The sequence below is a fragment of the Streptomyces brasiliensis genome, assembly GCF_014647875.1.
GTDB classification, from domain to species: domain Bacteria; phylum Actinomycetota; class Actinomycetes; order Streptomycetales; family Streptomycetaceae; genus Streptomyces; species Streptomyces brasiliensis.
Genome location: NZ_BMQA01000095.1, coordinates 1 through 20,031 on the forward strand (window position 1 = coordinate 1; position 20,031 = coordinate 20,031).

At 70.3% G+C, this 20,031-nt stretch carries 22 protein-coding genes and 4 pseudogenes; 21 read left to right on the plus strand and 5 right to left on the minus strand.

The genetic code is table 11. The features are described 5' to 3' along the window. Positions 1 to 353: 353 nt before the first annotated feature. Positions 354 to 713: a hypothetical protein gene (locus IEZ19_RS45465; RefSeq protein WP_189317260.1), complete on the minus strand. Its 360-nt coding sequence runs from the start codon at positions 711 to 713 to the stop codon at positions 354 to 356. A 120-nt stretch (positions 714 to 833) separates the two neighbouring features. Continuing rightward, positions 834 to 1,749, minus strand: a pseudogene (locus tag IEZ19_RS45470) (IS982 family transposase). A gap of 70 nt (positions 1,750 to 1,819) precedes the next feature. On the opposite strand from IEZ19_RS45470, the gene IEZ19_RS45475 reads away from it, so the two are divergent. From IEZ19_RS45475 to IEZ19_RS45540, 14 genes are all read left to right on the plus strand, one after another. After that, positions 1,820 to 2,209, plus strand: coding sequence for a hypothetical protein (locus IEZ19_RS45475; RefSeq protein ID WP_189317261.1), 390 nt, complete (start codon positions 1,820 to 1,822; stop codon positions 2,207 to 2,209). Between the two features lie 532 nt (positions 2,210 to 2,741). Beyond that, complete coding sequence (locus tag IEZ19_RS45480; protein ID WP_189317262.1) at positions 2,742 to 3,083, plus strand: ArsR/SmtB family transcription factor; 342 nt, start codon at positions 2,742 to 2,744, stop codon at positions 3,081 to 3,083. Beyond that, the gene (locus IEZ19_RS45485; RefSeq protein ID WP_189317263.1) at positions 3,080 to 4,816 is read left to right on the plus strand and encodes a SulP family inorganic anion transporter; all 1,737 of its coding nucleotides are present in this window, start codon (positions 3,080 to 3,082) and stop codon (positions 4,814 to 4,816) included. Before IEZ19_RS45480 ends, IEZ19_RS45485 begins: the two co-directional genes overlap by 4 nt. Continuing rightward, entirely contained in the window at positions 4,813 to 5,226 is a 414-nt protein-coding gene (locus tag IEZ19_RS45490; protein WP_189317264.1) for a pyridoxamine 5'-phosphate oxidase family protein, read from the plus strand. The genes IEZ19_RS45485 and IEZ19_RS45490 overlap by 4 nt, the downstream gene beginning before the upstream one ends. Beyond that, complete coding sequence (locus IEZ19_RS45495) at positions 5,223 to 5,648, plus strand: ATP-binding protein (RefSeq protein ID WP_189317265.1); 426 nt, start codon at positions 5,223 to 5,225, stop codon at positions 5,646 to 5,648. The genes IEZ19_RS45490 and IEZ19_RS45495 overlap by 4 nt, the downstream gene beginning before the upstream one ends. 48 nt (positions 5,649 to 5,696) lie before the next feature. Continuing rightward, positions 5,697 to 6,092, plus strand: coding sequence for an STAS domain-containing protein (locus IEZ19_RS45500; RefSeq protein WP_189317266.1), 396 nt, complete (start codon positions 5,697 to 5,699; stop codon positions 6,090 to 6,092). Between the two features lie 49 nt (positions 6,093 to 6,141). Beyond that, positions 6,142 to 6,492, plus strand: coding sequence for a zinc ribbon domain-containing protein YjdM (locus IEZ19_RS45505; protein ID WP_189317267.1), 351 nt, complete (start codon positions 6,142 to 6,144; stop codon positions 6,490 to 6,492). A gap of 320 nt (positions 6,493 to 6,812) precedes the next feature. Then, positions 6,813 to 7,163, plus strand: coding sequence for an ArsR/SmtB family transcription factor (locus IEZ19_RS45510; protein WP_189317268.1), 351 nt, complete (start codon positions 6,813 to 6,815; stop codon positions 7,161 to 7,163). Between the two features lie 234 nt (positions 7,164 to 7,397). Continuing rightward, on the plus strand, positions 7,398 to 7,880 hold the full coding sequence (locus IEZ19_RS45515) for an NADH-quinone oxidoreductase subunit B family protein (protein ID WP_189317269.1): 483 nt from the start codon (positions 7,398 to 7,400) through the stop codon (positions 7,878 to 7,880). Between the two features lie 2 nt (positions 7,881 to 7,882). After that, the gene (locus IEZ19_RS45520; protein WP_229841592.1) at positions 7,883 to 9,910 is read left to right on the plus strand and encodes a proton-conducting transporter transmembrane domain-containing protein; all 2,028 of its coding nucleotides are present in this window, start codon (positions 7,883 to 7,885) and stop codon (positions 9,908 to 9,910) included. Between the two features lie 10 nt (positions 9,911 to 9,920). Continuing rightward, positions 9,921 to 10,877: a respiratory chain complex I subunit 1 family protein gene (locus tag IEZ19_RS45525; protein ID WP_189317271.1), complete on the plus strand. Its 957-nt coding sequence runs from the start codon at positions 9,921 to 9,923 to the stop codon at positions 10,875 to 10,877. After that, positions 10,874 to 11,551 (plus strand): hypothetical protein, encoded by a 678-nt coding sequence (locus IEZ19_RS45530; RefSeq protein ID WP_189317272.1) that lies wholly within the window; start codon positions 10,874 to 10,876, stop codon positions 11,549 to 11,551. Before IEZ19_RS45525 ends, IEZ19_RS45530 begins: the two co-directional genes overlap by 4 nt. Continuing rightward, complete coding sequence (locus tag IEZ19_RS45535) at positions 11,551 to 13,137, plus strand: proton-conducting transporter transmembrane domain-containing protein (protein WP_189317273.1); 1,587 nt, start codon at positions 11,551 to 11,553, stop codon at positions 13,135 to 13,137. Before IEZ19_RS45530 ends, IEZ19_RS45535 begins: the two co-directional genes overlap by 1 nt. A 4-nt stretch (positions 13,138 to 13,141) precedes the next feature. After that, entirely contained in the window at positions 13,142 to 14,623 is a 1,482-nt protein-coding gene (locus tag IEZ19_RS45540; RefSeq protein ID WP_189317274.1) for a hydrogenase large subunit, read from the plus strand. A gap of 35 nt (positions 14,624 to 14,658) precedes the next feature. On the opposite strand, the gene IEZ19_RS53975 is transcribed toward IEZ19_RS45540, so the two are convergent. Next, positions 14,659 to 14,913 carry a pyridoxamine 5'-phosphate oxidase family protein gene (locus IEZ19_RS53975; protein WP_189317275.1) on the minus strand — a complete coding sequence of 85 codons (255 nt, stop codon included), beginning with the start codon at positions 14,911 to 14,913 and terminating at the stop codon, positions 14,659 to 14,661. Here IEZ19_RS53975 and IEZ19_RS53255 point away from each other — a divergent pair. The 5 genes and pseudogenes from IEZ19_RS53255 to IEZ19_RS52020 form a co-directional block, all read left to right on the plus strand. Next, entirely contained in the window at positions 14,801 to 15,103 is a 303-nt protein-coding gene (locus IEZ19_RS53255; protein ID WP_189317281.1) for a hypothetical protein, read from the plus strand. The two genes, IEZ19_RS53975 and IEZ19_RS53255, sit on opposite strands and share 113 nt — an antisense overlap. 325 nt (positions 15,104 to 15,428) lie before the next feature. After that, positions 15,429 to 15,611, plus strand: coding sequence for a hypothetical protein (locus tag IEZ19_RS45555; protein ID WP_189317276.1), 183 nt, complete (start codon positions 15,429 to 15,431; stop codon positions 15,609 to 15,611). 5 nt (positions 15,612 to 15,616) lie between these two features. Next, a pseudogene (locus IEZ19_RS45560) lies at positions 15,617 to 15,886 on the plus strand (ArsR/SmtB family transcription factor); the annotation flags it as partial. A 50-nt stretch (positions 15,887 to 15,936) separates the two neighbouring features. After that, positions 15,937 to 16,290, plus strand: a complete 354-nt coding sequence (locus IEZ19_RS45565) for an ATP-binding protein (protein ID WP_229841590.1) — start codon at positions 15,937 to 15,939, stop codon at positions 16,288 to 16,290. A gap of 89 nt (positions 16,291 to 16,379) precedes the next feature. Next, a pseudogene (locus tag IEZ19_RS52020) lies at positions 16,380 to 16,472 on the plus strand (DUF6126 family protein); the annotation flags it as partial. Between the two features lie 81 nt (positions 16,473 to 16,553). Here IEZ19_RS52020 and IEZ19_RS45570 read toward each other — a convergent pair. Both IEZ19_RS45570 and IEZ19_RS45575 read right to left on the minus strand, forming a co-directional pair. After that, positions 16,554 to 17,153 (minus strand): annotated as a pseudogene (locus tag IEZ19_RS45570) (integrase core domain-containing protein); the annotation flags it as partial. 19 nt (positions 17,154 to 17,172) lie between these two features. Then, positions 17,173 to 17,541, minus strand: a complete 369-nt coding sequence (locus IEZ19_RS45575) for a hypothetical protein (RefSeq protein ID WP_189317278.1) — start codon at positions 17,539 to 17,541, stop codon at positions 17,173 to 17,175. A 633-nt stretch (positions 17,542 to 18,174) separates the two neighbouring features. Here IEZ19_RS45575 and IEZ19_RS45580 point away from each other — a divergent pair. Together IEZ19_RS45580 and IEZ19_RS45585 are read left to right on the plus strand one after the other, a co-directional pair. Further along, complete coding sequence (locus IEZ19_RS45580; protein ID WP_189317279.1) at positions 18,175 to 18,963, plus strand: esterase/lipase family protein; 789 nt, start codon at positions 18,175 to 18,177, stop codon at positions 18,961 to 18,963. 70 nt (positions 18,964 to 19,033) lie between these two features. Continuing rightward, positions 19,034 to 19,936, plus strand: coding sequence for a GNAT family N-acetyltransferase (locus IEZ19_RS45585; protein WP_189317280.1), 903 nt, complete (start codon positions 19,034 to 19,036; stop codon positions 19,934 to 19,936). Positions 19,937 to 20,031 lie beyond the last annotated feature (95 nt).

Below are 20,031 nucleotides of genomic sequence, written 5' to 3' on the forward strand. Positions count from 1 at the left end.
TCCAGACCCAGCCCTGAGTGCGAATCCGACAGATTGATCACGACTCGATACGCGCCCTAGGGGCACTGGGCGTGGAATGGGCGTGACGCCGACTGTCGGCGGGCGTTGAACCAGCCGGACACTACGCCGGCCCTCGTACGGGCGGTGTCGCCTACACGTGGAGACCCGCACCCAAGGGGATAGTGCGGGTCTCCACCGCGATCGGCCGCTGAACCCGCCTCACTGGTGGTGTTCCGGCAGCCGGGGGCCTTCCGTTCGTGACAGCAGCGACCGGCCCCCGCCAGGGCAACGAGTAACAGGCCTTTGCCGTCCGGTGCCACACCTGCCCGACGCTCCGGTGCCGTGCCACGGGCTCAGTAGGCGTAGATCGACGTCGCCTTGATTCGCCTGTAGGCGCCCCACGTCGTGCACAGAGTGGTGCTGGACTTGTTGTACTGGGTGCCGTGTGCCGCGATCCGCCAGCCCGGGTACGCGATAAAGCCGCCGCCCTTCTTGTACAGGCCGCCGTTGCCGCCCATCGTGTAGCCCTCCAGCAGGTAGTGGTATCCGGCTGCGGACCGCAGGTACACGCACCCGTCGGCGTGCTGGTAAGTGCCGTAGAACGTCCCCGTCCGGGATGCGGCCGCGGTCGGCGTGGCCGCTGCCGGCACCGCGGCGCCGCACACGAGGGCCAGCGCGCCCGCGGCCAGGACCGCCGTCTTCCTCTTCGTCATGCTTCCTGCTCTCTCCAGTACTCCGAGTCGATCAGTGCCCCGTCGTTCTGGTTGATGGGGCCCGGCACAGGACTCTTCCCGATCTCCGCAGGAATGCCCTAGATGATCTATTCCAAGGGGTCAGTGATCGTAGGCGATCAGTGAGCGTAGGACGGTTTGTCCGGTGGCGTCGTTGTGCCAGATCGCGGCGGTCAGCGCGAGGATGCGTTGCATGACGCGGGCTATGACACCTCCGGGTGTGCACCCTCGGTGCCGTTCGAGGTCAAGCTGTCCCTTGAAGGTCTCGTTGATCGATTCGATGACCTGTCGCAGCGGCTTGAACAGGGCTGCGCCAGGCCGTTCCCGTTCACCTTTACGGGCAGGCCGCAGCAACTGGACTCCATGCTCGGACAGTTCGCGTTCGAAACCACGGCCGAAGTAGTTCTTGTCGCCGATGAGAGTCTGTCGGGGGCGCTCTCGCAGAAGCTCGCATTCGGCTGCCAGGAGGTCAAGGAGGGTCTCGCGCTCGTCGGCCTTGGCCCCGGTCAGGGCGAAGGCGATGGGCAGGCCCTGAAGGGTGCAGACCAGGTGCAGGCGCAGGCCCCAGAAGAAGCGGCTGTGGCTGGCGCAGTAGCCGTATTCGGCCCAACCTGCCAGGTCGGAGCGTTTGACGGTCTCGCGGGAGCGGCCGCATTCCACCGGGGTGGAGTCCACGACCCCATACGTCGTCGCTCCACACCGAGGTGGTGGTGGCCAGGATCCGGTTGACGCTTCGCATCAGACCGGCGGCCTTGCGCAGCCGCTTGTTGTAGCCGGGCTGCTGGGGCAGGTAGGGGAAGAGGTGGCGCAGGTGGGCACGGGCATGGCGGAGCCATTTGGCCTCGGAGGTGTAGCCGAGTATGGCCTGCATCGTGGCGAGGGTGACCAGTTCGGCATCGCTCAGGCGGGGCGTAATGCCGACCGGCGGGCGCCACGGCGCCAGGTCGGGATGCCCCTTCAGCATGTCCTCGGTCGTCGCATAGAGTGCTGTCGCGAGGGTGTCCACGTCGTTCGTCACAAAACGATCTTGGACACCCTCGTTCTCGTCTCCGCAGGCACCCCTTGGACCACACCACCAGGAGGAACCAGTGTCATACCCGCAACTGCTCACCCCCGAGGAGAAGCTCGCCGACGCGAAGAAGCTGTTGAGCCTCCCGCGTATCGTCGTGATCTGCGGCTCCACCCGCTTCATGACCGAGATGAACGAGGCCGATCTGCGGGAGACCAAAGCCGGAAAGATTGTCGTCAAACCGGGCTGTGACATGAAGTCGCCGCACGAACTTTGGTCCGATCCTGTCGAGGCCGAGGCGCTGAAGGTTCGACTCGACGATCTGCACCGGGCGAAGATCCGGCTCGCTGATGAGGTGCTCGTAGTCGGCGACTACATCGGAGACAGCACCCGAGCCGAAATCGCCTACGCCCGGTCGCTGGGCAAGCCCATGCGGTTCACGCACCCCGAAGTCGACCCTGAGGCCTGACCGCCCGCTGACACCTCGACAACCAGGGCCGGCAGCCCGCCGCCTGACCGTCTCGCGGTGGCTTCGGCCGCCGCCCACCCCACACCCTCCGCAGGCATCCCTGGGTGATCATCTAGACCAGCTCGCCCCTCTGGACGACCCGAACGTCATCCCCCGCCACGCGGGCCGGATCCACCGCCGACAAGCCGTCGCTGGCCTGATCAACGAATATCGCCGCGCGGGCTGATCAAATAACGAAGCAGCAGCTCAGGTCCTCTGCAGCTATTTTGAACCGGTACAGGGACGCCAGATCCGCCTGCTGCTCGCCCGATCCGCTGCGTGCCCGCGGCATCGGTTGACCTGTCGGCCGTGACATCGGCCGGCCGCGCACCCAAGGGTCCATGGGTGCGCAACTCGCCGGAAACCGAATATGCGAATTGCGAAATTTCGCAATTGGTTAGATGCTGTGTTTGCTGTGCCCGCAGGTAGCCGCGGGCACAGCTTCTGTGCGTCTCGCCCCTGGGCGGGGCTCTGTGAGGGAAGTCGAGGGGTCGTGGCGGTTCCGCTGTACCAGGCGAAGGCCGAGTTCTTCCGGATGCTCGGGCATCCCGTACGCATCCGGGTGCTGGAGCTGTTGCAGGACGGGCCGATGCCGGTGCGGGATTTGCTGGCCGCGATCGAGGTGGAGCCGTCGAGCCTGTCCCAGCAGCTGGCGGTGTTGCGTCGCTCGGGGATCGTCACCTCCACCCGTGAGGGCTCGACCGTCGTCTACGAGCTGGCCGGTGGCGATGTCGCGGATCTGATGAGGGCCGCGCGCCGGATCCTGACCGAGATGCTCGCGGGGCGGAACGAGTTGCTGTCCGAGCTGCGGGAAGCCGAGGTCGCCGCCCGATGAGTACGGCGTTCGCCCGGGCCTCCTGGGCCCGGATCACCTCGCTGCTGCCCTCCCGCGAGGACCTGGCGGAGGCACGACGCGATCCACGCCGGGACCTGCTCGCCGGGCTGACGGTTGCGATCGTCGCGCTGCCGCTGGCTCTCGGATTTGGTGTCTCGTCCGGGCTGGGTGCCGAGGCGGGTCTTGCGACCGCGGTGGTGGCCGGTGCGCTGGCGGCCGTGTTCGGTGGCTCGAATCTTCAGGTGTCGGGGCCGACCGGCGCCATGACGGTGGTCCTGGTGCCGATCGTCGCCCAGTACGGCCCGACCGCCGTTCTCACCGTGGGCCTGATGGCCGGCGTGATGCTCGTCGTCCTCGCCGCACTCAGGGCCGGGCGTTACATGCAGTACGTGCCGGCGCCGCTGATCGAGGGCTTCACGCTCGGCATCGCCGGGGTAATCGGGCTGCAGCAGGTGCCGAACGCGCTCGGCGTACCCAAGCCCGAGGGCGACAAGGTGCTGGTCGTCACCTGGCGCGCGGTCGAGGAGTTCGTGAAGGCGCCGAACTGGACCGCCGTCGGTCTCGCGGTCTGCGTGGTGGCGCTCATGCTGGCCGGTGCGCGATGGCGGCCGACCGTGCCGTTCTCGATCGTGGCCGTTGTCGCCGCCACGGTCGCGGCCCAGGTCGCGCACCTGGCCGTGGAGCCGATCGGTGACCTGCCCGCGGGGCTGCCCGCGCCCTCCCTGTCCTTCCTTGAGCTCGGCTCGCTCGGCTCGCTGCTCCCCCCGGCCGTGGCGGTGGCCGCGCTGGCCGCGCTGGAGTCGCTGATGTCTGCGGCCGCCGCCGACGCGATGACGGTGGGTCAGCGGCACGACCCCGACCGGGAACTGCTCGGGCAGGGTCTGGCGAACATCGCCGCCCCGCTGTTCGGCGGCGTCCCGGCGACCGGCGCGATAGCGCGCACCGCCGTCAATGTCCGCACGGGTGCGGGCTCGCGGCTGGCCGCGCTTACCCACGCGGCGGTCCTCGCCGTGATCGTGTTCGCCGCGGCACCCCTCGTCTCGAAGATCCCGCTGGCCGCCCTCGCCGGTGTCCTACTGGCCACCGCGATCCGCATGGTCGAGGTCGGCTCGCTGAAGGCCATGGCGAAGGCGACCCGCTCGGATGCGCTGATCCTCGTCCTGACGGCAGCGGCGACGCTGGCACTGGACCTGGTGTATGCAGTGATCATCGGCTTGGTCGTGGCCGGCGCCCTCGCCCTGCGCGCCGTGGCCAAGCAGGCCCGCTTCGACCAGGTGCCGCTCGACCGCGGCGATCACACCGCCGAGGAGCACGCACTGCTGGCCGAGCACATCGTCGCTTACCGCATCGACGGGCCGCTGTTCTTCGCCGCCGCGCACCGCTTCCTGCTGGAGCTCACCGAGGTCGCCGACGTGCGGGTCGTCATCCTGCGCATGTCCCGGGTGTCCACGATGGACGCCACCGGTGCCCTCGTCCTCAAGGACGCCGTGGAGAAGCTGAACCGGCGCGGCATCCTCGTCCTGGCCTCCGGCATACGCCCCGGCCAGCGCCAGGTCCTCGAGTCGGTCGGAGCGCTGAAGCTGCTGTGCCACGAGGGCCGGGAGTACGCCACCACGCCCGAGGCGATCTGGGGAGCGCGCGACCACCTGGAGATGGCCGGAGTCCTGCCCGCCATCCCCGCCCAGAGAACGAACCCGAAAAGTACCGACACCAGCGAGGAACCAGTCCGATGAACACGCCCTCCGCCGCCCCGCGCATGGTCGAGGTCTCCGGCGCGGAGGCACTGTGGCTGCTGGAGGGCGTGGCGCTGGGGCGGCTGGTGTACCAGCAGCGCGAGGTGACCGTCGTACGGCCCGCCCGGCACGTGTGGGAGTACGGCCGGCTGATCGCCCGCACCCCGGTGCAACTGGCCGCCGTGCCGCCGACCGCGACCTACCACGTCGATGACATCCAGGCCGTGCCCGGCACCGGATGGACAGTGACCGCGTCCGGACCGGCCGAGGTGATCACCGACCCGCACGAGGCCGCCCACTACCGGCGCACGCTGCCCGGCTGGACGTACGGCCCGCACGACACCGTTATCCGCATCCACCCGCAGACGGTCACCGGCTTCCGTCTTGTCCGGGGGACGGAGGGGCGATGACCGCGCAGCTGGAGGCGCTGCCGTATCGCCACGTGCTCACCCTGCCCGCCGAGCCGGCGGCGGTGCGCGTGGCCCGCGAGACCGCCGAACAGGCCCTGGTGGAATGGGGCATCGGGCTACGCCACCCCGTGGTGGATCCGGCCCTGCTGATCCTGAGTGAGCTGGTCACGAACAGCGTCCGGCACGCCGCCGTGCTCTCCCCTCAGCTCACGGTGATCTACGCGGCGGGCCGGGACTGCCTGGCCTTCGCCGTCCACGATCGTCACCCGTACCAGCCTCCGCTGTACGCGTCGGTCACCGGCACCGGTGCCGGGGGGCTCGGCACCGTCATGGAGCTCACGCTCGGCCTGGGCGGCACGGCGGTTGTCCGCGGCGACGCCGACGGCAGGGGCAAGAGCATCTGGATCACCCTGCCCCTCTGACCCGACCCAGGGCCCCGAACAAGCAGGCGGACAAGGAAGTTGACGAACATGACCATCGACTGGCGCTACACCGTCGAGCAGGATCTGGGGATTCTCTCCGTCGCCGGATACCTGGGCCCGGAGGCGGTCCGCCGCTTCAGCGGCGCGATCGGCTGGGTCGTCGCCCGCGGCACCGGACCGGTCGTCCTCGACCTGACCGAGCTGCGCAGCTGGTCCGCCGAAGGCCAGCTGGCCATCACCGAGGCCGCCCGCCACCTCGCAGATGCCGGCCGGAGCCTGGAACTGGCCGCCATCCCCGCCGACGGCTCGCTGGTCCCGGCCGGCGACGGCCCGGACATCCCCGTCCACTGCGACCTGACAGCCGCCCTCGCCGCCCACGGCCGAGGACGGTCGGCCCTGGAGGAGGGGCAGCAGGAGTGGCGTACGGACGGCTGGGGCGCCTGACACCCGCATGACGTTCGTATCGGCTCACTGAGTGAAAGACACTGACCCCATGAGTGAAAATCACCCCCCTTGCCCCAAATGCTCCGGCGCGTACACCTACGAGATGGGCGCGCTCCTCGTCTGCCCGGAGTGCGGCCATGAGTGGTCGCCGTCCGACGCGTCTGCCGACACAGGCGGGGACAAGGTGATCAGGGACGCGGTCGGCAACGTGCTCGCCGACGGCGACACCGTGACCGTCGTGAAGACCCTCAAGGTCAAGGGCAGCCCGACCGGAATCAAGGCGGGCACCAAGGTGCGCAACATCCGGCTCGTCGACGGAGTGGACGGCCACGACATCGACTGCAAGATCGACGGATTCGGCGCCATACAGCTGAAGTCCAGCGTGGTCAAGAAGGTCTGAACCGGCGTCTTGCCGGGCAACCGGCCAGGACAATGTCGTGGGCGGGGCGGCGTTGCGGGGGCCCTTGAACCAAGTGAGACCGGTGCCGCACAGCGGGTGATCTTCATGCACCCCCCTCAGACGAACGTAGTAATTGCTAATGTTGGCAATTACTGAGGTCGTCACTGCTGGATTCGGCGGCTCGGTTTCTCGGCCGCGGGTTCGGTTCTGTCGGTGCCGGAGGCGAGGATGGGCCGCATGTTGTCGACGAGTGGGTGGATGCGATGCGCCAAGGCCCGGCCGGTGGGTCCGTGCTGTTGTCTCGGAGAGGGGACGGCACGGTGAGTACGCCTCTGTACCAGCTGAAGGCCGAGTTCTTCAAGACGCTCGGTCACCCGGCCCGCATCCGCGTCCTGGAGTTGCTGAGCGAGCGCGAGCACGCGGTCGCGGAGATGCTGCCCAAGGTGGGGATCGAGCCGGCGCATCTGTCCCAGCAACTGGCCATGCTGCGGCGGGCCAACCTGGTGCGGACCCGCAAGGAGGGGTCGAACGTGTACTACTCGCTGACCAGCCCGGAGGTGGCGGAGCTGCTGCGGGTGGCGCGCACGATCCTGTCGGGCGTGCTGGCGGGTCAGGCGGAGCTGCTCGCCGACCTGCAAGCGGCCCAGTCGGAGGGGAAGCCGCCGTCGTAACGACGGCCCTTGATCGGCGGCCGTCTCCTCGGAGTTGGACAGCGCTCTGTGGTACCGGGAGGCGGTCGCCTCCCCTCCCGGTCACACGGAACCGTATCCGCCCCGTCGGGGACGGACCTTCGACGACAAAATCTCATCAAACTGAGCAAAACACGGTAAAAGCGACGTGACTCCAGCCGCAGGACACCCTGTTGGGCACCTGCGGACGGTCCTCACCACCAGTCGGGAGGGTTCATGGGCCTGTTGCGCAAGATCCGGGCCACCGGACGGGTGGCCGAGCCCGCTCCGCCGCGCCCGGAGGGCGACGCCCCGGAGAGGGCACGGGAGCTGGGCGGCTCGGTACAGGTGCGGTGCGTGGACGCGGGGTCCTGCAACGGCTGCGAGATCGAGATCGCGGCCGCCTTCAATCCGGTGTACGACGCCGAGCGGTACGGGGCACGCCTGGTGGCCTCGCCCCGGCACGCGGACGTGGCGCTGGTGACCGGCCCGGTGACCCGGAACATGGCCGAGCCGCTGCGGCGCACGGTGGCCGCGATGAGCGAGCCACGGCTCGTGGTCGCGGTCGGGGACTGCGCGATCAACTGCGGTGAGTTCGCGGGCGGTTACGGCGTCGAAGGGGCCGTGTCCGATGTCGTGCCGGTGGATCTGGCCGTGCCCGGGTGCCCGCCGGAGCCCGAGGCAATCGTGGCGGCGCTCAGGAGGGTGACCGGCCGGTGAGCATGGTGCCGGCCGTCCTCGCGACGGCCTGCGGGTTGGGCGGCGCGGGCGCGGTGGCCGGGTTTGTCCTGCCGTATCGCTTGCGTGTCCCCGTCGCCGGGGTACTGACGGCGGGTGTCGGGGTGAGCGGTGGCGCGGCGGGGGTGGCCGCGCTGGTCGGCAGCCGCTGGTCGGCCGCCCTCCCCGGCGTCCTGCCGTTGGCCGGGGTGCATGTGGCGGTGGATGCGCTGGCGGGGCTGTTCATGGCGGTGGCAGGAGCCGTGGTGACGGCGGTCGCGGTGTACGGCATCGGCTACGCGGCCGGGCACGGCGCGCACGGGCTCGGCTCGCGCACCGCGCAGACGGCGCTGCCGCTGTTCGCGCTCACCCTAGTGCTCGTACCGGTGGCGGCGTCGGTGTCCTCGTTCCTGGTGCTGTGGGAGCTGATGGCGCTCGGCTCGCTGCTGCTGGTGCTGACCGAGCACCGGGAGCGTTCCTCGGTACGGCAGGCCGGCGTCTGGTACGCGGTGATGACGCACCTCGGCCTGGTGCTGCTGCTGGCCGGGTTCGCGCTGTTCGCCGCGCAGGCGGGTGGGGAGACGTTCTCCGCGCTGCGGGCGGGTGCGCACGTTCTCTCGCCGGCCGTACGCGGGCTGGTGTTCGTGCTGGTGGCGCTGGCGTTCACGTCGAAGGCGGGCGCGGTGCCGCTGCACGCCTGGCTGCCGCGGGCGCACCCCGAGGCCCCCAGTCCGGTCTCGGCGTTGATGAGCGCCGCCATGGTCAACCTCGGCGTCTACGGTCTGGTCCGTACCGGCCTCGATCTGCTCGGCGGCGGACCGGCCTGGTGGTGGCTGGGCCTCCTCGCGGTCGGCGGGGCCAGTGCCGTGTACGGCATCCTCCAGGCGGCCATGGCGTCCGATCTGAAGCGGCTGCTGGCGTACTCGACCAGCGAGAACATGAGCCTGGTCCTCATCGGGGTCGGCGCGTCCGGGGTGTTCACCTCTTACGGCGACCGGCCGCTGGCCGCGCTGGCGCTGGCGGCGGCGCTGCTGCATGTGGTCAACCACTCCGCGTTCAAGGCCCTGCTGTTCTGTGCGGCCGGGTCGGTGCTGCGGTCCACCGGCCTGCGAGACCTCGACCTGTTGGGCGGCCTGCGTTCCCGTATGCCATTGACCGCCGGACTCTTCGCCCTCGGGGCGCTCGGCGCCGTGGCGCTGCCCCCGGGCAACGGCTTCATCAGCGAGTGGCTGCTGCTCCAGTCCCTGATCCACGGACTCCAAGTGCCCGGTGTCGCGGTGGCCGTCGTACTGCCTCTGTCGGTGGCGTTGGTCGCTCTGTCGGCCGGGATCGCCGCCGCCGTCTTCGTCAAGGCACTCGGCGTCGGCTTCTTCGCCCGCCCGCGCGACAAACGGGCCGCCTCGGCGAATGAGGCACCGCCGCTCATGCTCGCCGGAATGGCCCTGCTCGCCATCGGGATCGTGGCGCTGGCGTTGGTGCCGGGGCTGCTCGGCGACGGCCTCGACCGGGCCGTGGGCGCGGTCGGGCTGCCGGGCACCGGTGCGGTGTCGGGTGGCGGAGTGCGAGTGCGGCTCGCCGACATCTCCGCCTCGCTGTCCCCGCTGTGGGTGGTGGCCGCGCTCACCGCCGCGATCCTGCTCGCGACCGGGCTGGCCCGGCTCTTCGCCCGCCGCAGGCGCCGCGCGAACGCCCGGCTGTGGGACTGCGGGGGCGGCGCGCCGACGCCACGCATGGCGTACACCGCGACCTCGTTCGCCGAGCCGCTGCAACGCGTCTTCGACGACGTCCTCGCCCCCGAGCAGGACGTGAACGTCACCCCGGTGCGGGAGTCGGCGTACCTGGTGGAGAGGATCCGCTTCCAGCACCGGGTGCCCGACCGGATCGAGCACCGGTTGTACGACCCGGTGCTGCGCGTGCTGGCCGGGGCCGGGCAGGCAGCCCGGCGGCTGGCGGGCGGCAGCGTCCACCTGTATCTCGGCTACGGCTTCGCCGGGCTGGTCGTCCTGCTATTGGTACTGGCGGTGGGCTGGTGAGAGCGAACGCATGAGTGCTGTCGGATACGCGGCCGTAGCGGGCCAGGTCGTCGTGGTCGGTGCCGGGGCGCCGCTGCTGACGGGATGGATGCGGCAAGTCCGGGCCCGCCTGGAGGGCCGGGCCGGGGCCGGGGTGCTCCAGCCCTGGCGGGACGCGCGCAAGCTGCTGCACAAGGAGCCCATCACGCCCGCAGGGACCGGGCCAGCCTTCCGGGCCGCACCCGCGCTGCTGGTCGCCACGACTGTGGTGGCCGCCGCGCTGGTGCCGCTGCTGTCCACGGACACCCCGGTCAGCTCCCACGCGGACCTGATCGTAGTGGTCGCGCTGATCGCGCTCGGCACTTTCGCCCTGGCCCTGGCCGGCCTCGACACCGGCACGGCGTTCGGCGGGATGGGCGCCTCCCGGGAGATGACGGTCGCCGCGCTGGTGGAACCGACCATCCTGCTGTCGGTGTTCGCGCTGTCGATACCGACCGGGACGACCAACATCCCGGCCATCGTCTCCGGTGCGGCCCACGAACCGGGTCGCCTCGCCTCCCCCGCCGGACTGCTGGCCACCGCCGCCCTCGCGGTGGCGGTGCTCGCAGAGACCGGCCGGATCCCGGTGGACAACCCCTCCACGCACCTCGAACTGACCATGATCCACGAGGCGATGGTGCTGGAGTACGCGGGACCCGACCTGGCGCTGGTCGAACTCGGTGCCCAGATGCGGCTGACCCTGCTGCTCGGCCTGCTGTCCTCGCTGTTCGTACCGTGGGGCATCGCCACCGGTGGCTCCTGGGCGCCGCTCCCTGTCGCGCTGGTGCTGTTCGGGGCGAAGGTGGCCGTCCTGGGAGCGGTGCTGGCTGCGGCCGAGGTGTTCTGGGCCAAGGTCCGGCTGTTTAGGGTGCCCGAACTGCTCGCCGGTTCCTTCCTGCTGGCGCTGCTCGCGGTGGCCGCCTCGTACTTCCTGAACGGAGCGTCATGAGCGGCGGCCTGTACACCCAGCTCCTCGACCTGGCCTGCGGCGCCTTCCTGCTGGCGGCCGTGATCGTGCTGTGGCGGCGTGAACTCGCCGCGATCGTCAGGGTGTTCGCGCTTCAGGGTGTCGCGCTGGCCGCGATCGCCATGCTGCTCGGCTTGCACGAGGAGCGGTGGGACCTGATCGCTGTGGGCCTCGGCGTGGGGGTGCTGCGGGCGGGCGTGCTGCCGTATCTGATGCGGCGTGCGCTGGCCGCGCTGGCCGCCGATCGTGGGAGCGAGGAGGTCCGCGAGACGCAGCCTCTGGTCAATGTCGCCGCCTCGCTGCTCACGGCGGCGCTGCTGACGCTGCTGGCCTACGCGGTGGCCCAGCCGCTGACCGCACTGGACCCGACTCCGGCCACCCGTGCCCTGCCGGTGGGCCTGGCGGTCGTCCTGATCGGCTTCTTCGTGCTGGTGACCCGGCGCCGGGCGCTCGCCCAGGTGGTCGGGTTCCTGCTGCTGGACAACGGGATCACCGCCACCGCCTTCCTTGCCACCTCCGGTGTGCCGCTCATCGTCGAACTCGGCGTCTCATTCGACGTGTTGCTGGCGGTGCTGGTGTTGCAGATCCTCACCACCCGGATGCGGGAGGCGTTCGGCACGACCGACATCGACGACCTGCGGGAGCTGCACGACTGATGAACTCCGCGCTGCTGTTGACCGCTCCCGTCGCCGCGCCGTTGGCGGTCGCAGGCGCGTACGCGCTGACCAGAGTACGCAGAGAGCGACGGCTCCCTTCCATGGTGCCGACGACTCGCCGGCTGGAGCCGACGGGTGAGGCACCCGTCCTGCTGGCCGAAGCGCCCCCGCCCCCGCCGACCCCGAGGCGTCATCTCACGGAGTGGGCCGGTCTCCTCTCACCCGCCGTGATCCTCACCTGCGGGAGCCTGCTCGCGGTGTCCGTCACCGCCGACGGACCGCAGCGGGCGTACGCCGGGCTTCTGCGCGCGGACGCGCTGACCGCCTGGATGCTGCTGGTGGTCGGCGCCGTCGCGCTGATCGCCTGCGGCTCGACCCCGGCGTACCTGGCGGGCGAACGCGCCGCCGGACGGGCGGGCGACCAGGCCGTGTGGCGCTACCACGTCCTCGTGCAGGCGTTCCTGGCCGCGATGTGCCTGGCCGTGGTGACCGCCAACCTCGGCGTGCTGTGGGTCGCGGTGGAGGCGACGACCATCGTCACCGCGTTCCTCGTCGGCCACCGCCACACGCGCACGTCCGTCGAGGCCGCGTGGAAGTACGTGGTGATCTGCTCGGCCGGCATCGCGCTCGCCTTCCTCGGCACCGTCCTCATCTACTACGCGGCCCGGCAGGCGGGCATCACCGAGGCATGGGCGCTGGACTGGCCCACCCTGGTCGCCCACGCCGGCCGGCTCGACCCGGCGGTCACCCGGCTCGGCATCGCGCTCGTGGTCCTCGGCTTCGGCGCCAAGGCGGGCCTGATCCCGCTGCACGCCTGGCTGCCCGACGCCCATAGCCAGGCGCCCGCACCGGTCTCCGCGCTGATGTCCGGGGTACTGCTGTCCGTGGCCTTCGCCGCGATCCTGCGCTACCGGGTCATCGCCGACGCCGCCCTGGGCGCCGGCTTCACCCGCGTCCTGCTTGCGGGGATCGCCCTGCTCACCTTGGCCCTGGCGGCCGGGCTGCTGCTGGTCCAGCGGGACTACAAGCGGATGCTGGCCTACTCCAGCATGGAGCACATGAGCCTGATCACCCTCGGCGCGGCGATCGGCAGCCCGCTCGCCCTGTCGGCCGCGCTGCTGCACATCGCCGGGCACGGGCTCGCCAAGTCGGTCGCGTTCTGCGCCTCCGGCCGCGTCCTCCAGCTGACCGGCACCGCGAAGATCGGCCGGGTGCGCGGGCTGCTCGCCCGGGCGCCCGCACTGGCGGGCATGTTCGGGTTCGCGGTGGTGGCGCTGATGGCGTTCCCGCCGTTCAGCCTCTTCGCCTCCGAACTCGGCCTCGCCCGTGCCGGTTTCCTCGCCGGGACCGGTCTGGCCTGGGCCACGGCGGCGGCCCTGCTGCTGGTGCTCGTCGCCTTCGCCGCGCTCGCCGTCCGCACCGCCCGCATGCTGCTCGGGCCGGCCCCGGCCCCGCCCACGGGCCCCGAGCCCGCCGCCGTCTGGCCGCTCGCCCTGGGCCTGGCCGCCTGCGCGGCCCTGGGCGTCACTCTCGGCCCGCTCACCGACCTGTTGCACACCGCCGCCCAGGCGATCGGAGGCCACTGAGCCGATGCGTACGACCTATGAAATCGGCGTCGGTGAACTGCCGCAGCGCGCTGAGGAGTTGCTGACCGGCGGGCATCGCCTCGCCCTGGTCGCCGCCCACCACGACGAGGACGGCATCCGCGTGATGTACCTCTTCGCGGCGGGCCCGCCCGACACCTGTTCCGAACTGCACGTCCGCCTCGACCCCGACCGCCCCGAGGTCCCTACGCTCGCCCACCTCTCCTTCCCCGCGGGCCGGTTCGAACGCGAGATGCGCGACCTGTTCGGCATCGTCCCCCTCGACCACCCCCTGCCCCGCCGCCTGATCCGGCACTTCCACTGGCCGCGCGGCTGGTACCCCATGCGCCCCGACGCCGGACCCCCGCCACCCTTCGGCGAACAGGAGGGCCCCTACCCCTTCCTGGAGGTAGAAGGCGACGGCGTCTACGAGATCCCCGTCGGCCCGGTGCACGCCGGTTTGATCGAACCCGGGCACTTCCGCTTCTCCGTCGTCGGCGAGACCATCCTCAAACTCAAGGCCCGCCTCTGGTTCGTCCACAAGGGCATCGAGAAACTCTTCCAGGGCCGTACCGTCGCCGCCGGCCTGCCGCTGGCCGAACGTATCAGCGGCGACACGGCCGTCGGCCACGCCCTGGCGTACTGTCTCGCCATCGAGGAGGCCACCGGCACACAGGTCCCGCCGGAGGCGAAGCGTGTCCGCGCGCTGCTGCTGGAACTGGAGCGGATCCACAACCACGTCGCCGATCTCGGCATGCTCTGCAACGACGTCGGCCACGGCATCCTCAACGCCCACGCCCAGCGCGTCCGCGAGCAACTCCTAGGCCTCAACCGGGACATCACCGGCCACCGGCTGCTGCGCGGAGGCGTCGTCCCCGGCGGCGCAGCACTGCAGTCCGTGCCCGAAGTACGACGCCTGAAGGCGATCGGCGAGGACATCCGCGAGATCACCGACCTCGCCCTCGGCCACTCCACCGTCCGTGACCGCTTCACCGGCACCGCAACCCTGGGCACCGATGCCGCCCGGGAGATCGGCTGCCTGGGCTACGTCGCCCGCGCGAGCGGCCTCGCCAACGATGCCCGCATCGCGCACCCCTTCACCGACTACGGCACACAGCTCGATATCCCAGTCCACACTGGCGGCGACGTCCTCGCCCGCTTCCTGGTGCGCGCCGAGGAGATCGACACCTCCCTCGCCCTGATCGAGCAGTTGGCCCAAGGACTCACCGCCCCACAAGTGATCCTGGGACCACCACCCGCCCTCGGCGCGGGCCCCCGTACCGGCGTAGGTCTGGTGGAGGGCTGGCGGGGCACCATCGCCACCCGCGTCGAACTCGCCCCCGACGGCACCCTGACGCGGGTCAAGCCGGTCGACCCGTCCTTCTTCAACTGGCCCGCCCTGCCCGTGGCGCTGGCGAACACGATCGTCCCGGACTTCCCACTGACCAACAAGAGCTTCAATCTCTCCTACGCGGGCAACGACCTCTGACCGGAGGCTGCCTCAACGAACGAGGCGGTACCCGGTCACCAGCTCGGCCTTGATGCGGACCACGTGCTCCATCTCCGTATTGATCCACGGCGTGAGCTCGCGTGGTAATAGGACAGCTCCTGCGGGTCGGTCACGCGGCTCGCGGTACCTGTGACCGTCGCGCTCCAGCCCGTGCGAGTGTCCTCGTCGATCCGGTCCGCCTCATGCACCACCACCTCCGACGCCGACGCGCTCGACAGCAGCGCGGCCCCGGCATGCGTACGGATGACGACGTCACCGGCGTCCGTCACCTGGAACCCCGACTGGCCAGCCGACTGGCAACGCCACTACGCCGCCGCCCGCGAACTCCCGCGCGACGAGGACCACACCGACGTCCTGCCCGGCGTCACCATCCACGCATGGACATCGGCCAATGGCTCGCCCGGCAACGCCAGCACACCGTCTGGCGGCAGCTCATGGACGGACAGCGCGAACGCCTGACGAAACTCGGCATCGTCCCGCTCCCGCCGCAACAGGAAGCCCCCGCGAAGCCGTCCAGGACGGCCTCAGGAGCCTTCGAACGGGGCATCGCAGCCTTGACAGTACAAGACCCGCACCGGCTCCGTGACCGTCCCAAGGGCCCACGTCGAAGTCCTGCCGGACGGCACTGAGCTGGTGCCGGTCCCCCGGAACCGTTCGGGGTCGTGCGACCAGCGCATCCCACGACTTCAGGCGCATCGGACAGCAGGCTCCCATCCACTACGCTTGAAGAGCTCTTCAATTCACTAGGTGCTGTGCCGATCAAGTCCGAGGAGGGTGGTGTTCGGTGGGCGGGTTCACCGAGGCCGTACACGAGCGGGTGCGCGAAGCGCGTGCCGCACTGTCGCAGGCTCTGGCGGCCGAGGACGCCTACGAGACAGCCGTGGCGCAGGACGAGCTGGACGACGCGCTGTGGGTGGCGCAACGTCATGGCATCGACGTCGGCGCCGACGCGGCGGACGAGGGGTGAGCGGGATGTCGGTTCCGCTGTACGAGGCAAAGGCCGATTTCTTCCGGATACTGGGGCACCCGGTGCGCATCCGGGTCCTGGAGCTGCTGCAGGACGGCCCGAAGCCGGTGCGCGACCTGCTCGCGGCGATCGAGATCGAGCCGTCGAACCTGTCGCAGCAGCTGGCGGTGCTGCGCCGCTCCGGCATCGTCACTGCCACCCGCACCGGCTCGACGGTGATGTACGAGCTGGCCGGCGCCGATGTCGCCGAGCTGCTGGCCGCTGCCCGCCGCGTCCGGCCGCGGGGGCACCGGCCATCACCTCGGTGCCAGTGGGGCCCGATGCCGTGCGGGAAGCCCGGGAAGCGGTCGCCGAGCACTTCCCCCAGGCCGGTATCGCCCCCGGGTCGGCCTTCGCAGACACGGTGCTGCTGGTCGTCAGTGAGCTGGTCACGAACGTGCTGCGGCACGCCGCACACTCGCCTGTAACCGACGTGGGGATAACCGTCGCGACCGGACAGCTGGTCGTCAGCGTCGCCGACGCCGAGCCCCGACTGCCCGAGCTCACCGACGACCGCATGGGAGCCGGGCTGCGGATGGTGGCCGAGCTGGCCGCCGGCTACGACGGCGACCTCAGCGCCGAACCGGCCGTCGACCACGACGGCAAGGTCGTCCTCGTACGGTTCCAGATCCCTTCGTAGCGCACACCACACCGGGCAGAGCAAGGAGTTGGCCCTGTGAGTGAGGCCGACAAGAGGAGGGACGCGGAGAGCCGGAAGGGCGCGGTGTCGCGTTGCGCGCCTTCTTCTTCATCTTCGGTATCTACCTCCTCGCGGGCTGGGTAATGCTGCTGTTCTACCTCGGCGAGCATGCACGCACGTAGCGGAAGTGCGCGGAAAGAGCGGCGCGACGTGTGCCGCTCGAGAATACGATTCGGTGCTGGAGCTGCGGCGATGCCGCTCGGTCAGGCCGCGTGCCGATACTCGTTGATGAGACCGCCAAGGATGGACCATCGTCGGATTCTGTGGGCCTGGAGATCGGTGACGGTGGCCGGGGCAGGCGGTTCGGCGCTCTCCGGGGGCAGTTGCCGCCGGGACTGGTGGGGGCGGTGGCGGTTGTAGTGCCGAATGTACTCGGCCAGCACCTTCACAGCGTGGGCCTCGTTGTAGATCAAGATCCGGTCGAGGAGCTCACGCCGTAGGGTGCCCACGACTCTCTCGCAGATCGCGTTCGCTCTCGGTGCCCGAGGCGGGCTGAGCAGGATCTCCACGTCGTCGGCCTGGAAGACGGCGTCGAAGGCGTCGGTGTACTTCGCATCCCGATCCCGGATGAGGAAGCGCAGCGAGTCCGTCCGATACCCCAACGTCATGGCGAGATTCCTGGCCTGCTGGACGGACCACCGGGCGGTGGGATGGGCGGTGACGCCGACGAGGTGCAGTCGGCGAGTGCCGTGCTCAATGAAGACCAGGGCATACAGACGCCCCAGCGCCACAGTGTCGAGGTGCAGGAAGTCCGCGGCGAGGATGCTGTGGGCTTGGGCGTTCAGGAACTGGCGCCAGGTCGGAAGTGGCGCGCTCTGAGATTCAGTCGGAGGCTGATCCGTTGGGTTCGGCCGCCGCACGCATCGAGATGGAGCCCGTCGCCGGGGAAGGCTGCTGCGGCACGCCGCGCACTCGCCGGTGACCGACGTGGGGATGACGGTCGCGGCCGGGCAGCTGGTCGTCAGCGTCGCGGACGCCGAGCGCGACGGCCGACCAGTGAATACGGGCAGCGAGCCGGGCACCGGCGATCCCGCCTGATACGTCCGCCTGATGCAGCTGCTGCGCCGCGGCAGACTTCGCTTGATGCTGCGGACCGCACAGTTGCTCGCCCCCCAAGGGGACTTTGTCGTGACGCTTCGACGGCCAGGTCTCCCCTACCGTCAGCCACCAGCTACCGGGCTGCTTGGCCACTACCCGGACCGGACTCACACCGGCAAGTCCACGACGACTTATCAGGACACACCCCCCTCTTGCTCCGTCCCCGGCTGCCGCCCCCTCCTCCACCAGCAAGGCGCCGGGGACACTCCCGGAAACGAGGCTGATCACTGTGGGTGTATTCCGTGATTTCGGGCCGGTGGGAGGCGCCGCGTACGGTCTCCAGCGACACGGGGACTGGCGATTCGAGCTCACTGGGGTGTGCCGCTCGTCATGCCTTCTTCGCGCACGGTCTGGCCGGCTGGACGCTGCCCGGATATGCATATGCGCTGGGTCTGGCGCCGGTGATCTATGCGGTCGCCGGTGTTCTCGGTGCTTTTCTCTTGCTGGTGAGTCACGAAGCAGCGCATGGATGCCGGGGTGGAGTCGACCGTGGTACGGGGGACCGGGAGCGGGCCCCGCGGGCGGCCGGCAGCAGCGGACAAGTCGTCGGAATGACGCTGGCCGCTGCACCGGGAATCCGGACCGAAGGCGCAACGTTCCCATATAGGGGTGTATGGGAAGAGGGTGAATACTACGGGCATTCCATTCGAACCGCACCTGTCGGTGCCGGGGCTGTCACCGGTGCGCGGCGTACGCACCGAGGCACGCACCGCTACCGTGCGGCTGGTGCGCCTCCCCCTCGACCTGGCTGCGGGGGGCGTCGGCCAGCTGAGTGATTACTTCGGCCGCACCCTGCCGTGGCGGACGGGCCGGGACGGACCGACGGCAGAGGGGGATCTACCTGTGCTGCTGGTACATGGGCTGGCGGATCGGGAATCGGTCTGCGCAGCGCTGCGGCGGGGGCTGGGCGGCCTCAGCGCGGGGCCCTTCATCACGGTGAGTTATCACGCGTTCAGCCCGGACATCCGCGCGGCCGCCCGGGCTCTGGGCGAGCAGGTGGAGCTGGCCAGTGCCCGCAGCCCGGGGCGGGCACTGGTGTTGATCGGGTACAGCCTCGGAGGGCTAATCGCCCGCTACTACGTGCAGCGGCTCGAGGGGGACACGTATGTGCCGCTGGTGATCACACTGGCGACGCCGCACGGCGGGACCGCTACGGCCCTGCTGACACCACCGCATCCGCTGCTGCGCCAGCTACGGCCGGGCAGCGGCCTGCTGACCGAGCTCGCCGAGCCAGCCACGGGGTGTGGCACCCGGTTCGTGGCCTTCTACAGCGACCTGGACGAGTTGGTCATCCCGGCCGCCAGGGGCCGCATCGATCATCCCGACCTCACGGCATGCAATGTGCTCGTGCCCGGCGTCGGGCACCTGACCCTCCCCGTGCACCAGCCGGTCATCGACCAGGTGCGCGCACTGCTGACCGCGGCTCAGCAGGCCACATCCGCCGCAGGCCTCCCACACGGCCACACGCCCAGCAGGACCGGGCAATCTCCCCGGCACCGCCGAGGTTCTCCGTGACAGCGGGACGGAAACGGAGGACGCTAAGAGGTAGCCGATAGGAACGTCAGCGTGTGTCCGGACGGACAGTATGGCTGCTTCGCCCAACCCCGAGAGCCCGTCGACGGTGCGTCCGTATGGCCCCCAGGACGAGCCGGGGGTGCGAGAACTGATCGATGCCGACCGGCTGCCGGGACAGCCGCGCTGCACCTCGGAGAAGCTGGCCGCGGCGCGGCGCAGTCCTGTCCCCTTCCCTCTGGCCGGCTGGACTGTACCGGCTCGGCCGCGGATCAGCGTTCTGGCCGATGCCGACGACCGCCCCTACGGGATCATCGCGTACTTGTCCTGGACCGATGTGCGATGCGGTCTGATCTGCTGGGTCCACGCGCACGAGGACCCGTCCGCGCTGCGCGTCCTGCTCGGTCACGCTCTTGCCGCCCTCGCCGACTGCACGCAGATCGAGGCATTCGTGGGGGCACCACCAGGCCCGCTGGGCCCGGGCGGCCTGCCCTGCACGCGACGCGGCGCCACCCACGACGCCCTGGCACAGACCGGCTTCACCGGCCGCTACCAGGGCAGCTACCTGCACCTCGTGCTTTCCGCCGAGCCCCCGCCGGCCAAGCTGGTCGCCGACGTCTTCCCCTGCGACTACCCTCCGGGCCACCGCCTGATCATCCGCGAGGACAGCGAACCGGTCGCCGAAGCCCTGGTCAGTGTGGAACCCGGCCACACCGCGACCGTCTACTGGATCGAGACCCTGCCCGCTCGCCGCCGCCGCGGGCTGGGCCGCAAGCTGCTCAGCCAGGCCCTGGCCCTGCTGGCCGAGCAGGGCGCCACCGAGGTCGCCCTCGTCCTCGACGACACCCAGCAATCCGCCTCCGAGAGCCACACCGCCACCCGGCTCTTCCACTCCTTCGGTTTCACCCTCGTCGACCAGCTGTGGACCTACCAGCACCATCCCCCCGAGACACGCGGCCTGGCGCGTGAGCCCTGACAGCCAGGAAGGGCAGGGTGAGGCACCGACCGTCCCGCCGGTGCAGGCCGGTCAGGCGTGGACGCGTTCCGCGGCCGCGAGGATGGTGGAGCGTG

Bases quoted from the DNA above. Each gene is read 5' to 3' on its own strand.
- IEZ19_RS45465 (WP_189317260.1), bottom strand. From the start codon at position 713: ATGACGAAGAGGAAGACGGCGGTCCTGGCCGCGGGCGCGCTGGCCCTC.
- IEZ19_RS45485 (WP_189317263.1), top strand. From the start codon at position 3,080: ATGAGTACGGCGTTCGCCCGGGCCTCCTGGGCCCGGATCACCTCGCTG.
- IEZ19_RS45490 (WP_189317264.1), top strand. From the start codon at position 4,813: ATGAACACGCCCTCCGCCGCCCCGCGCATGGTCGAGGTCTCCGGCGCG.
- IEZ19_RS45495 (WP_189317265.1), top strand. From the start codon at position 5,223: ATGACCGCGCAGCTGGAGGCGCTGCCGTATCGCCACGTGCTCACCCTG.
- IEZ19_RS45500 (WP_189317266.1), top strand. From the start codon at position 5,697: ATGACCATCGACTGGCGCTACACCGTCGAGCAGGATCTGGGGATTCTC.
- IEZ19_RS45505 (WP_189317267.1), top strand. From the start codon at position 6,142: ATGAGTGAAAATCACCCCCCTTGCCCCAAATGCTCCGGCGCGTACACC.
- IEZ19_RS45515 (WP_189317269.1), top strand. From the start codon at position 7,398: ATGGGCCTGTTGCGCAAGATCCGGGCCACCGGACGGGTGGCCGAGCCC.
- IEZ19_RS45520 (WP_229841592.1), top strand. From the start codon at position 7,883: ATGGTGCCGGCCGTCCTCGCGACGGCCTGCGGGTTGGGCGGCGCGGGC.
- IEZ19_RS45525 (WP_189317271.1), top strand. From the start codon at position 9,921: ATGAGTGCTGTCGGATACGCGGCCGTAGCGGGCCAGGTCGTCGTGGTC.
- IEZ19_RS45530 (WP_189317272.1), top strand. From the start codon at position 10,874: ATGAGCGGCGGCCTGTACACCCAGCTCCTCGACCTGGCCTGCGGCGCC.
- IEZ19_RS45535 (WP_189317273.1), top strand. From the start codon at position 11,551: ATGAACTCCGCGCTGCTGTTGACCGCTCCCGTCGCCGCGCCGTTGGCG.
- IEZ19_RS45540 (WP_189317274.1), top strand. From the start codon at position 13,142: ATGCGTACGACCTATGAAATCGGCGTCGGTGAACTGCCGCAGCGCGCT.
- IEZ19_RS45585 (WP_189317280.1), top strand. From the start codon at position 19,034: ATGGCTGCTTCGCCCAACCCCGAGAGCCCGTCGACGGTGCGTCCGTAT.